Origin of the sequence: Maritimibacter sp. HL-12 (genome assembly GCF_900177545.1) — a bacterium.
GTDB lineage: Bacteria > Pseudomonadota > Alphaproteobacteria > Rhodobacterales > Rhodobacteraceae > Sinisalibacter.
The window spans coordinates 2,803,845-2,816,687 of sequence record NZ_FXBQ01000001.1; the positions used below are offsets into that span (position 1 = coordinate 2,803,845).

Consider the following 12,843-nt stretch of genomic DNA (forward strand, 5'->3'; position numbering starts at 1 on the left):
CAGGCCGCGCCGGGTTTGGCCCCGGCGCGGCCCAGATTGGTCACTTCAGCGCAAAGCCGCCTTCGGGCAGGTAGGCGTCGGAGAAGTAGAGGTCCGCGTCGGGCTCGGTCTGGAACTCGTAGGTGAGCTTGATCTGTTCCAGCGAATTGGCGAAGCGGGCATCGTCGATCCCGCCGAAGCCGTTTTCGAGCGTCCAGTCGGTGACGACGTTGGCATCGAGGGACAGTTCAAGGCGGCGCAGCTCCAGGTCCGCGTCGGCGGCGGGGTTGCGTTCGATCAGGCTCGGGATCGTCGCCGCCGGGTCGGCCGCCGCGTCGGCCCAGCCCTTGGCGATCGCGGCGAGGAAGCCTTCGATCAGCTCGGGATTCTCGGTGGCGAAATCGGTGTTGACGATGATCGCGTTGCCGTAGAGGTCGACGCCGTAATCGGCCATCAGCAGGGTCACCAGATCATCCTCCGGCACGCCGAGGCGGGCGGCGTTGAGGTAGGAGGTGAACGAAAAGCCGGTGATCGCGGCGACGTTGCCTTCGGCCAGCATCGGTTCGCGGGTCGGAAAGCCCACCGGCTCGACCGTGATCGCGTCGACGTCGAGATCATTCTCGGCCGCGAAGATGGGGAATTGCGCCCAGGCCCCGTCGGGCGGCGGGGCACCGAGCACACGGCCTTCGAGGTCGGCCGGGGTCTCGATGCCGAGCGACTTGCGCCCGATCACCGCGAAGGGCGGCTTGTCGTAGATCATCATCACGGCGGTCACCGGCGCGCCGGGGTTCTGGTCGAGGAACTTGATCAGCGAGTTGATGTCGGCAAAGCCGACCGGGAACGAGCCGGTGGCCACCTTCGGGATCGCGTCGAGCGAGCCGGAGCCCGCGGCGATTTCCACTTCGAGCCCGGCATCGGCGAAATAGCCCTTGTCGATGGCGACGAAATAGGGCGCGGCGGGGCCTTCGAATTTCCAGTCGAGGGCAAAGGGCATGGCGGTTTGGGCCGCGGCGGCGGTGGCGAGGCTGGCAGCCAGAACGCCGGCGAGGGCAAAGGATTTATAGGCCAAGATGGATCTCCTTGTTTTGACTTAGTCCGGCGGAGTTAAGCATGGGGCACGCGTCTGCGCCAAGCCCCTGCGTATCCCGGCCGGTCAAATGGCATCGGTGCCGTGGTCTTGGGCAGGCGGCGGGTGCGCTGCCTGTTTCTTGCGCGATCCGCTACAAGAGCCCCGGCAGGAACAGCACCAGCGCAGGCACCGCGATCACCAGCGCGACGACGAAAATGTCGGCGATGATGAACGGAACCACGCCCTTGAACACCTGCACCGTGGTGACGTGGGCCGCCGCCACGTTTCGGATCACGAAGACGTTCAACCCCACCGGCGGGGTGATCATGCCCACCTCCAGGAGCTTCACCACCAGTACCCCGAACCAGACCAGCGAGATATCCTGCGCGCCCAGCACCGGCAGAAAGACCGGCAGGGTGATCAGCATCGCGCCGAACGGCTCCATGAAGGTGCCGAGGATCAGGTAGATCGCCACGATGATCAGCATCAGCATCACATAGCTCAGATCGGCCCCGGCCACCGCCTGTCCAATGAAGCCCTGAAGCCCAGAGAGGCCGAGGAAGCGCGTGAACATGGTGGCGCCGATACCGATGATCAGGAGCGAACCGGTCGTGGTGACGGTTTCGATCAGCGCGCGCGACACCGCCCTGCGGGTGAGCGTGCCGGTCAGCGCGGCGATCACGATGGTGCCGAGGGCACCGACGGCCCCGGCCTCGGTTGCGGTGAACAGGCCCGAGAACAGCCCGCCGAAGACCAGCAGCACCAGTGCGGAAACCGGCAGCAGCTTGACGAACACGCGCGCGCCGCCGCCGCGTTCCACCTCGGCGCGGCGCGGGATCAGGTCGGGCCGGGCGAAGCTGATGATGAGCACGACGATGGCATAGGAAACCGCGGTGAGAATGCCGATGGACAGCCCGCCGAGAAACACCTTGGTGACGGATGTTTCGGCGATAATGCCGTAGATGATCATCAGGATCGACGGCGGGATCAGGGCCCCGATGGTGCCGCCCGCCGCGATCGAGCCGGCCGCGATCGAGGGCCGGTAGCCCGCGCGCACCATCTCGGGAATGGCGATCCGCCCCATCGCGGCGGCGGTGGCCACCGAGGAGCCGGAGACCGAGGCAAAGGCCGAGCAGGCGAAGATCGACGAGATCGCGAGCCCGCCGGGCAGCCGCGCGAGCAGCACCTTGGCGGCGTCGAAGAGCCCGCCGGTCATCCCGCTGTGGAAGGCCACGAAACCCATCAGCAGGAACATCGGCACCGCGCTCATCGTCCAGCTTGCAACGAAGGAATAGGGGGTGTTCTGCAGGATGCCCATCGCGGGTTTCAGCCCGATCATCGCCCAGATGCCGGAGAACGACACGATGATGAGGGCCAGCGCCACAGGCAGGCGCAGCACCAGCAGCAGTCCAAGGGCCGCGACGCCCCACAGCCCGATCTCAACGCTCATGAATGGCCTCCTCGATCGGCGTGCCTATGGCGGGAAACATGCGTCCGAGCGCGAGCAGGACGCAGGCGAAAGCGGCGAGGGTGAAGCCGACGGGGGCGAAGTAGAACGAATGCCACACCGCCATCTTGTAATCCGCGATCTCGACGAGGGTGCCGACCCGGGTTTCGCGCATCGCCTTGCCCCAGTTGGTCCAGGCCAGCAGCCCGTAGACCACCGAGGCGAGCAGCATCACGCCAACGTCGGAAACGCGCTTGGCGCGCGACGAAAGCGCGAAGTCGAGCAGTTCCACCGAGATCATGTCGCGCCGCATCTCGAGCCATGCCAGCGGCAGGAAGGCAAGCGCGGTCATGTAGTAGCGCGCGACGATCTCGGGAACGGTGTTCATCGAGAGACGAAACGCGTTGCGCAGGATCACGTCGAGGCTGATGTGCAGCATCATCGCGACCACGGCGAGTGCGCCGATATAGCCGAGCGCCTTGGCCACGAGGGCGGCGAGCTTGACGAGGCGTTGCATTGGAATGTCCCGAAAGGATGAACCCGGCCCGCCGATGAGGGTGGGCCGGGGTGAGGCAGCTTACTGCCCGTAGGTGGCGAGATCGACCTTGGCCCAGATCTCGTCCCAGGCGCGGGCGGCAAGGGCTTCCGGGTCTTCACCCACTTCTTCGACGATCGCTTCCCACTTCTCGACCAGTGCCGCAAACTCCGCCGAGAGCGGGTTTTCGGCGGCCTTGGCGGCCACGTCGGCCGCGGCGAAAGCTTCGGACGCGGCGAGGAAATCGGCCTCGGGCGTGATCACCTCGATATCGCTGTTGGCCTCGACCGCGGCGCGCGCCTCGGCCGGAAGCTGGAAGGCCCAGCGGTCGGTGAGTTGCGGGTCGCCCCGGTTGGCGGCTTTCACGAACTGGGTGCGCTGCTCCATCGACATGTCGTTCCAGGTGTCGAGCGCGGTGGTGAAGTTCGAGGTCACGTGGTAGGTGCCGAGCGGCACGTCGGTGACGTATTTCGCCACGTCGACCAGGCGGTAGGAGAGCATGTCGACGATCGAGGCCATGGTGCCGTCGATCGTGCCCTGGCTCATCGCCTCGAAGGTGTCGCCCACCGGCAGGTTCACCGGGGTGGCACCGAAGTTCTCGGCCCAGCGCGAGTAGGGCGCGCCGCCTGAACGAAGGCGCAGGCCGCGCAGGTCGTCCGCATTGCGCACCGGCTTGGTGGTGAGCAGAACGTAGACGTCCGACGAACCGGCCCCGAGGAACACCGCGCCGAATTCCTTGAACTCTTCCTGGCAGGGTGCGCAGGTGACGCCGAACTCGGTCATCGCCCAGGCCATCGCGTGCGGGCTGCGGCCGAGCAGTGCGAGGTCGCCTGCCACGCCGGTTTGCGGGAAATCGGCGGCGAAGTAGAGCGGCAGGGCGTTGCCGACGTTGGCGAGCCCGCTCTGCAGCGCGTCCTTCATCTGCGGCAGCGAGACCACCTCCGGGCCGAGCACCGTGCCGGTCATCGCGCCGCCGGATTCCTCTTCGAGGAAAGTGGCGAACTTCTGGTACATGTAGTTGGCCGGGTGTGGCCCCGGCGCGGCCGGTGCCAGCAGCAGGTCTTGTGCCTGCGCGGCCCCGGAGATCGAGAGCGAGGCCGCAACCGCGAGTCCCGCGAGTTTGAACATTCGTGTCATTTTCAATCCTCCCTTGTTATCGCCCCTCAGAGACCGAACAGCCTCCGAGCGTTTTCTTTCAGGATGAGCGGGCGCACCTCATCCCGAAACGGTGCGGTTTCGAAATCGGCCAGCCAGCGGTCGGGGGTGATCGCCGGCCAGTCGGACCCGAACAACATCTTCTTCTTCAGCAGTGAATTCGCGTATTTGACCAGGATCTCGGGGAAATACTTCGGGCTCCAGCCCGAGAGGTCGATATAGACGTTGGGCTTGTGCTGGGCCACGCTCAGCGCCTCCTCCTGCCAGGGGAAGGCGGGGTGGGCCATGATGATCCGCAGGTCGGGAAAATCGACGGCGATATCGTCGATGTTCATCGGGTTGGAATACTTCAGCCGCATCCCCATGCCGCCGCGCATCCCCGAACCCACGCCGGTTTGCCCGGTGTGGAACAGCGCCACCACGCCCTCCTCCTCGAGCACTTCGTAGAACGGGTAGGCCATCGGGTCGTTCGGCCAGAAGCCCTGGAACGTCGGGTGAAACTTGAAGCCGCGCACGCCGAAATCGCGGATCAGCCGGCGCGCCTCGCGGGCCGCCATCTTGCCTTTCCACGGGTCGATCGAGGCGAAGGGAATGAGGATATCGTCGTTCGCGGCGCAGATCTCGGCGACTTCCTCGTTGGAATAGCGCCGAAATCCGGTTTCGCGCTCGGCATCGACCGGGAAGATCACCGCGCCGATCCGCCGCTCGCGGTAATAGGCGGCCGTCTCCTGCACCGTGGGCAGCATCCCCTCGGCCCCGGCGGGATTGCGAAAATAGGCCGCCATGCCCTCCTGGAACTCGTTGTAGCCGTCGTCGCGGGCGTGGTTGCAGGGCTCCTCGGCGTGGGTGTGCACGTCGATGGCGATCAGGTTGTCGATGTCGAGGCTCATGGCCGTGCCTCCGTTATGCCGGTGAATTTGCGCAGGAGCACCGCGAATTGCTCGAACTCGTCGTCGTCGAGCCGCGACCGCTCCGCCTTGTGAAAGTTGATCAACTCGTCGCGGTTTCTTTGCACGAAGGCCTTGCCGCTGCTGGTGAGCATCAGTCGCACCGAGCGGCGGTCGTCGGTCGGGGTGATCCGGCTGACGTATCCTGCGGCCACCAGCCGGGCGACGAGCTTGGTCATGTGCGCCGGCTTGATGTGCAAGGCCCGCGCGATGGTGCCCTGCCTCAGCCCGGGGTTGAGATGGATCACCCAGAGCACGGTGAACTCTCCCGGCTTCATGTCATGCGCCGACAGGGCTTCGTAGAACTCCTCAAACACCTGCACCTGCGCGATCCGCAACAAGAAACCGAGCGAGCCGGCCATTTCGCCAAGCTCGATGCGGTCGTCGTCGATCGCGGCGGCGGTCTGGGTCATGCTTCGCTCCCGGGGCGGGTGACCTTGCCGGCCTTCTTCTGCAAAAAGGCGTTGAGCCGTTCTTCGGCTTCCGGGCTGGTGGCGGTGAAGGAGGCGATGAAACTTTCCACGAACAGCCCGTCGTCGGTGCCCATGTCCTGGATCCGGGGCAGGGCGTTGATGATCGCGTAGTTCGAGATTTCGGCGTTGGTGGCGGCGCGCGCGGCCAGTTCCACCGCGCGTTCCAGCGCCATGCCCTCGGGCACGACATATTGCACCAGGTTCCAGCGCTCGGCGGTCTCCACGTCGATCGCGCGTCCGGTCAGCATCATGTCGGTCATCCGCGCCAGCCCCATCAGCCGGGCCGAGCGCACCGAAGCACCGCCGCCCACGAAGATGCCGCGCTGGCCTTCGGGCAAGGCGAAAAACGCGGTGCTGTCGGCCACCCGCACCTGCAGCGAGGAGGCCAGTTCCAGCCCGCCGCCCACCACCGCGCCGTGCAGCGCGCCGAACCATGGCAGCTTGCCGCGATGCAGCCAGCCAAACACCTCGTGCCAGCGGCGCGAGCCGTGCACGCCCTCGAAAGGGGTTTTCTTCACATGTTCGGCAAGGTCGAGCCCGGCGCAGAAATGCGGACCATGGCCATGAATCACCCCGGCCTTGGCCTCTGCCTCGGCGCGGCGGATCGCACCGGCAAGCTCCTCGATGAAGGCATCCGAGATCGCGTTGCGTTTCTCGGGGCGGTTCAGCCCGAGCACAGCGACATCGCCTATGAGTTCATAGGTCAGGTAATCCATCAGCTTCCTCCCGCGCGACTTCTGTGAGTCGCTCTCCTGTTTTCACTATCTCGGGAAATAGTTTCCGCGTAAACTATTTTCTGCAAGAGAGTCGGCCGCAGAGCCGAAAGGGAGGATCCATGACCAAGCCGAGATTGCGGCCCGTAACACTGTGGAACGCCGAGATCCTGTGGGAAACCCGGCCCGACGGGGCGATGGAGGTGCGCCAGGCGGCCCCGCTGGGCGATCATCCGGCGACGATGTCGGAGCGGATCGAGCACTGGGCGCGCGAGCGGCCCGAGACCACCTGGATGGCCGAACGCGGCCCCGGCGGGGGCGACTGGCAGCGGGTGAGCTACGCCGAACTGCTCGCCGATGTCCGCGCCATCGGCCAGGCGCTGCTCGATCTGGATCTGTCGGTCGACCGCCCGCTGGTCATTCTCTCGGGCAACTCGATCCCGCATGCGCTGGTGGCGCTGGGCGCGCAATACGTGGGCATTCCCTCCGCCGCGCTGGCACCGGCCTATTCGCTGCTGTCCAAAGACCACGGCAAGCTCAAGAGCATCCGCGACCAGATCACCCCGGGCGCGGTCTTCGCCGACGATCTCGACAATTTCGCGTCCGCCATCGACGCGGTCTTTGCCGATCTGCCCCGCCTCGGGGTGAGCGGGCCGGGGGCCGACTGGCCGGGCCTGCTCGCCACGCCCGTGACCGGGGCCGTGGCCGCCGCCCGCGCCGCCACCGGGCCCGATACCGTGGCCAAGTTCATGTTCACCTCCGGCACCACCGGCAACCCCAAGGCGGTGATCCAGACCCAGCGCATGCTCACCGCCAACATGGAGCAGGTCACCGATTGCTATGCCTACCTGCGCGACGAACCGCCGGTGATCCTCGACTGGGCACCATGGAACCACGTCGCCGCCGGCAACCTGATCTTCAACGTGGCGATCTACAACGGCGGCACGTTCCATATCGACGGCGGCCGCCCCACGCCCGACGGCATGAAGGAGACCATTCGCAATCTGCGCGAGATCGCCACCAACTGGTATTGGAACGTGCCCGCGGGCTTCGACATGCTGCTCGAAGCCATGGCCGCCGACCGCGCGCTGGCCGCGCACTTCTTCCGCGATCTCAAGATCATGTATTACGCCGGCGCGGCGATGGCCCAGCACACCTGGGACGCGCTCAAACAGGCCGCGATCGACACCACCGGCGAAGAGATCCTGCTCGCCACCGGGCTCGGTGCGACCGAGACCGCGCCGTTTGCGCTGTTCCAGACCGAGCCGCAGGCCAGCCCCGGCAACATCGGCATTCCGGCCAAGGGGTTGACGCTCAAGCTCGTGCCCAACGACGGCAAGTGGGAGGCGCGGATCAAGGGACCGAACGTCACGCCGGGGTACTGGCGCGACGAAAAGCTGACGGCGGAGGCCTTCGACGAGGAGGGCTACTACAAGCTCGGCGATGCGCTGCGCTTCGCGGTCGAGGGCGATCCCTCGAAGGGTTTCTTCTTCGATGGCCGGGTGGCGGAAAACTTCAAGATGTCGACCGGCACATGGGTGGCCGTGGGGGCGCTGCGCGCCAAGCTCACCGACGCGCTCGGCGGGCTCGCGCGCGACGCGGTGATCGTCGGCGAGGGCGAAGATCACCTCGGCGCGCTTCTGGTGCCGTTCCGCCCCGCCTGCGAGCGCGTCGTGCCCGGGGGCGAGGCGATGGACGACGCCACGCTCTTCGCCCACCCCGATCTGCGCGCCGAGATCGCGCAGCGGCTAGCGGCGTATAACGCCACCGCAACGGGGTCGTCGCTGCGCATCCCGCGGGTGATCGTGATGGTCGAGCCGCTCGATCTCGACCGCGGCGAGGTGACCGACAAGGGATCGGTCAACCAGCGCGCGGTGCGCAGCCACCGCCCGCACCTGGTGGCGATGCTCTACGCGGGCGATCCGCGCGTGATCCGGGAGCAGCGGCCGGGTTGATCCGCCCTTTCCGGTTTGCAATGGCTGCCGGTTTCGGTCGCGGTTTCGCGGGAGTGACATCCCCTTCGCTCGCCTGTTGGGTCTCCCTGTGCCCGCATGGGCCGCCAAGCGCCAAAGCGCGAATGAGCCTTAGCCACAAACGCGACATAATGTCGCCGCTTTCATTGACAACGCGTCAAGATTCGGTGTTGGGTGGGGCAGGATGGAGCACGAACGCTTCTGCCTTGACGCAGGAGGATTTTTTTATGTCATCAAACACGCCCTTATTTTACAGATCGGTCGTTCCGCTTGACGTGAATCGCCACAAGGCCCTGCGGATTTCGCGACCGGACAGCCCGCTTGAGTTTGCCCGCACCGCGAACGTGATCCCGGCGCTGGTCGATGAATTCGAGCTTGCCCTTGCCGAACTGCCAATCGCCTTCCTGCCGGGTGCCGAGCAGCCGTCGGCGGTTTTTGTCACCGGGGCCGCACCGGGGACCAACGCGTTCATCTCGGAAGACGGGCTTTGGAAGGGTGCCTATGTGCCCGCCTATCTGCGGCGCTACCCGTTCATCATCGGCGATGTGAACGAGGGCGAATCCATCCTTTGCATCGACGAGTCCTACGAGGGCCTTGGCGAGGAGGCGGGAGAACGGTTGTTCTCCGACACCGGGAGCCAGGAAGAACCCCTGGCGCAGGCCCTGACCCTCGCGCAAAGCTATCGCGATGCCGCGGCAAAGACCGAAACCTTCTGCGCGATGCTCCACGACTACGACCTTCTCCAACCCGCCACGCTCGACACCACTGCCCCTGACGGGTCGAAGTCGGTCGTCTATGGTCTCCTGATCATCAACGAGGACGCCCTCGCAGCGCTGTCCGGAGATCAGCTTCAGGCCCTGAACGAGGCTGGATTTCTCAAGGCAATCTATACCCAGATTGCAAGCCTGCGGTCAGTCGAAAAACTGAACCCGGCGGCCCCCGTCGAAGAAGCCGCCAAGGGCAAGAAATCTGCCTGACGTTTGATCGGGTTATCCGTTTTTCGAGTGATCGGTTTTTCTGTGCGTTTTAAGTGACCAATTTTTCAAACTTAATCTGGAGTTTCAGATGCCTGCTGCCAATTTTTTTCGTGCAATTCTTGCCATTTCTCTGACCGCCGTGATCGGGGTTTTTGCTCCGGTTTCTGCGGTGATGGCCCAGGCCTCTGCAACGCTCGATGCAACCGAAACCGCCGAAGCCGAACTCAAGGGGTTCCGCTCGGCAAGGTTCGGCATGGACGAGGAAGCGGTGCTCGAAGCGATCAAGGCCGATTTCGGACTTGAAGGCGAGGCGGTGAACATCGGTTCCAACACGGTCGAGCGCACCAGGGTCATCACCATTTCAGTGCCCGACATCCTGCCCGACGGCGGCACCGCGCAGGTTTCCTACATATTCGGCTACAAGAGCAAGACTCTGATCCAGGTCGGTATCCTCTGGTCGGCGGCCACCGACGAGACGATCACCGACGCCACGCTTTATGCGAACGGCGACCTCCTGCGCTCCTACCTCGCTTCCGCGGGCTACCGTTCCGACACGATCACGCGCGATGTCGTGCTCGACAATGGCGTGTTGCTGTTCCGTGGTTCGGATGCCTCGGGGCACACCGCGATCCTGCTCCTTCAGGGGCGGTTCGAGGGGGATGACAGCAATCTGACATTGCTGCCCGAAGCCCTGACTCTGCTCTACGCCGTGAATCCGGATGATCCGGATATTCTCACGATATCACCGGGGGATTTCTGATGGGCAAGCACAGCAGTCTTCTTCATGTCGAATACCTCCGTCACGAAAGGGCGCGCCAGAGGCGCGCCTTCTTCAATCAATTCGTTCTCAAGGCGAGCCCGCTCGTGCTGGGTGCGCTCGTCAACGCAGGATTGCCCGAAAAGGCCGAAGCCCAGGCGGTAAACCTCAACCCCTCGTCCAATAACATCATTGCCGACGGGCGGACGCGCACCAAGATCACAACCTCCGGGACGCACTCCAAGATTTCCACCGATACCGTTTCCAAGGGTGTGGGATTCAACAGTTTTTCCGATTTCCAGCAGGCGGCTGGCACGCGGGTTGATCTGATGGTTCCCGATGCAGCGGGCAGCCTTGTCAACATGGTTTCGAACGGTGCCGTGGTCATCAACGGCGAGTTGAATGCCTTCAAGGATGGCTCGATCGGGGGAAACATCTTCTTTTCCTCACCCGACGGGTTCATCGTTGGCCAGAACGGGCGGGTCAACGTTGGTTCGCTGACGGTGAACACCCCGACAAACGAGTTCCTCGACCGCGTCATCGGGGCCGACGGCACCGTCAACGACTCCGTTGCCCGCCAGTTGATGCGCGGCGAGATCCCGGTTTCGCCCAATGGCCACATCGCGATCCAGGGCAAGGTCAATGCGAAAGGGTCGATCACCCTTCAGGGCCAGACCGTGGCGATCACTGGCGACAGCGGGCCGATTACCGGCGAAGATTTCGGCCATCGCAAGATGTTCGAATCCTCCGTCAACATGCAAGGCATGGTCGAGGGCGGCGCCCTCGTCTCCTCCGGCGGGCGGATCGCCATCGTCGCCAAGGGCGGCTCGCGGATCAATGGCCGGGTGGACGCCAGCGCGCCGACAGCGGCCAGCAAGGGCGGCGAGGTCTCGATCACCGGTGGCGACATCGCCGTGGGCAGCGATGCAACCGTTTCCGCCGATGGCGATGCGGGCGGCGAGATCGTCGTATTCGCTGATGGCACTCTCGTGGCCCAGGATGGCGCGACGTTCAGCGCCGCCGGCCTCGGCGCGGGCGACGGCGGCTTTATTGAGCTTTCGGGCCGTGACGCGCATATCGGCTCGGTGAATCTCGATCTTTCCTCGGTTTCGGGCCGCGCGGGCACCTTCCTTGTCGATCCGTACAACCTCTATGTCGGCGGCGTTTCCGACGATTCTGGAACATCCGACGACGCCAGCATCTCCACCAATATCGTCTCCAATGGCGCGAGCATTCGGCTTGAGGCCGACAATTCGATCACCATCGTCTCTGGCGGTAAACTGGACTCGCGCGAGCTGGATGGGGCTGGGGATTCGATCGGAGATTCCGGCGACATCACGCTGGAAGCGCCCCAGATCACGCTGGAAGACGGTTCCAAGGTGCTGGCCGGGGTTACCACCGGGTCGGCCTTCACCGGCGGCGACGTTCTTCTCGAAGCGATCCGCACCGATGGCGGAGAGACGCTGATCACCATCGGCAACGGCGGGACGGCGGGGCCCGAACTGACCGGGCGCGACATCACGCTGACGGCAAGCTCCACGGTGAACCAGGCCAGCCTTGGGCTGGCGCTGCCGACCGCCACCGCGCGGATCATCGCAAACAGCGGGACGATCGAGGCCTCCGGCACCTTCACCGCCACGGCCACCGCCACCGGCAATGGCGGGACGTCGCTGCTGCCGCTTGGCGTGGTTGTCACCAACGTGACCTCCGAGGTCGATATCAAGGGCAGCACCGATCTGACCGCCGCGGCGGTCGATCTCGACGCGACCTCCTCGGTGGAATCCTCCATCCTGACCCAATCGCTTGCCCCGGCCAATTCCTCCGCCGATGGCGCGGTTGCCGTGTCGACCATCAACAGCACCGCCATTGCCCGCGTCGGCGGGTCGGCCACGCTCGACGTCACGGGCGACACCGAGATCAACGCCAGCAACACGGTGAAATCCACCTCCGATGCAACCCCGCAGGCCGCGGCCTTCGGCGCAAGCGTCGGCGTCAGCATCATCAACGCCGTCACCACTGCCGAGATCGTCGGCGACGCGGATGTGTCGACCGGCACGCTTGCCATGGACGCCACCACCAGCACCGAGACGACCGTGAAGGCGGTTGCCGGTGCGGGCGGGGCAACCACGCCTTCCCCGGGCAGCGAGGCCACCACTTACCTGAGCGACCCGAATTACGGCGGACAGGCCACGACCGGCGACGGCGGCGTTTCGGTCGCCGGGGCATTGGCGATCTCCGATCTGAACTCGACCACCAATGCGCGGATCAACTCGAGCAAGACGACAATCGTCACCGGCGACCTCAGCGTATCGACGAATTCCGGCAACAAGGCCAATGTGACCGCCGACGCCTCGACCGTCGACTCGGAAACGGGCGTGGGCGTTGCGCTCGGGATCAACATCGCCAAGGTGGTGAACGACGCGGTGATCTCCAGCGCGGTCGACGCGGGCAGCGCGACGCTGTCCGCCACGCGCCCGACCGCTGGCAATGTCTTCACCACCTCGGCAACGTCCGGCGCGGGCGCCTCGAACGTCGGGGTTGCCGGGTCCTTCGCGCTCAACCTCATCGACACGCAGTCCGTCGCCCGCCTGGGCGGAGCCTCCGTCGTGACGATCTCCGGTAGTGGCGCGGTTTCCCTCACCTCCGACAACGCAACCGATTCCACCGCCAACGCGCTTCCGACCGATACCGCCGCAACCGGCGATACCGTTGGTGTTGGCGCAGGCATTGCCATGAACATCGTGGCCAACCGCTCCTATGCGGATGTGGCGAACGGCGGCACTCTGACCGGCGCGGACGATCTCACGCTCTCGGCCTC

The 12,843-nt window shown here is 65.1% G+C and carries 11 protein-coding genes; 4 read left to right on the forward strand and 7 right to left on the reverse strand.

The features are described 5' to 3' along the window. Window positions 1-40 precede the first annotated feature (40 nt). From B9Y97_RS14015 to B9Y97_RS14045, 7 genes are all read right to left on the reverse strand, one after another. Entirely contained in the window at window positions 41-1,048 is a 1,008-nt protein-coding gene (locus B9Y97_RS14015) for an ABC transporter substrate-binding protein (protein WP_085527325.1), read from the reverse strand. A 151-nt stretch (window positions 1,049-1,199) separates the two neighbouring features. Further along, entirely contained in the window at window positions 1,200-2,498 is a 1,299-nt protein-coding gene (locus tag B9Y97_RS14020) for a TRAP transporter large permease (RefSeq protein WP_085527326.1), read from the reverse strand. Further along, the gene (locus B9Y97_RS14025) at window positions 2,488-3,012 is read right to left on the reverse strand and encodes a TRAP transporter small permease (protein WP_085527327.1); all 525 of its coding nucleotides are present in this window, start codon (window positions 3,010-3,012) and stop codon (window positions 2,488-2,490) included. The genes B9Y97_RS14020 and B9Y97_RS14025 overlap by 11 nt, the downstream gene beginning before the upstream one ends. 60 nt (window positions 3,013-3,072) lie before the next feature. Next, window positions 3,073-4,167, reverse strand: coding sequence for a TRAP transporter substrate-binding protein DctP (dctP, locus tag B9Y97_RS14030; protein ID WP_085527328.1), 1,095 nt, complete (start codon window positions 4,165-4,167; stop codon window positions 3,073-3,075). Between the two features lie 26 nt (window positions 4,168-4,193). After that, entirely contained in the window at window positions 4,194-5,075 is an 882-nt protein-coding gene (locus tag B9Y97_RS14035; RefSeq protein WP_085527329.1) for an amidohydrolase family protein, read from the reverse strand. Continuing rightward, entirely contained in the window at window positions 5,072-5,545 is a 474-nt protein-coding gene (locus B9Y97_RS14040) for a MarR family winged helix-turn-helix transcriptional regulator (RefSeq protein ID WP_085527330.1), read from the reverse strand. Before B9Y97_RS14040 ends, B9Y97_RS14035 begins: the two co-directional genes overlap by 4 nt. After that, window positions 5,542-6,321: a crotonase/enoyl-CoA hydratase family protein gene (locus B9Y97_RS14045; protein WP_085527331.1), complete on the reverse strand. Its 780-nt coding sequence runs from the start codon at window positions 6,319-6,321 to the stop codon at window positions 5,542-5,544. The genes B9Y97_RS14040 and B9Y97_RS14045 overlap by 4 nt, the downstream gene beginning before the upstream one ends. A gap of 119 nt (window positions 6,322-6,440) precedes the next feature. Here B9Y97_RS14045 and B9Y97_RS14050 point away from each other — a divergent pair, with 119 nt between their 5' ends. From B9Y97_RS14050 to B9Y97_RS18170, 4 genes are all read left to right on the forward strand, one after another. Continuing rightward, window positions 6,441-8,273 carry a feruloyl-CoA synthase gene (locus B9Y97_RS14050; protein WP_085527332.1) on the forward strand — a complete coding sequence of 611 codons (1,833 nt, stop codon included), beginning with the start codon at window positions 6,441-6,443 and terminating at the stop codon, window positions 8,271-8,273. A gap of 293 nt (window positions 8,274-8,566) precedes the next feature. Then, window positions 8,567-9,268, forward strand: a complete 702-nt coding sequence (locus B9Y97_RS14055) for a SapC family protein (RefSeq protein WP_176224379.1) — start codon at window positions 8,567-8,569, stop codon at window positions 9,266-9,268. Window positions 9,269-9,440: 172 nt separating this feature from the next. Then, window positions 9,441-10,028, forward strand: a complete 588-nt coding sequence (locus tag B9Y97_RS14060; RefSeq protein WP_139828316.1) for a hypothetical protein — start codon at window positions 9,441-9,443, stop codon at window positions 10,026-10,028. Beyond that, window positions 10,028-12,843, forward strand: a 2,816-nt coding sequence (locus tag B9Y97_RS18170; protein WP_176224380.1) for a leukotoxin LktA family filamentous adhesin, incomplete at its 3' end; no start/stop codon positions are given. The genes B9Y97_RS14060 and B9Y97_RS18170, both read left to right, overlap by 1 nt.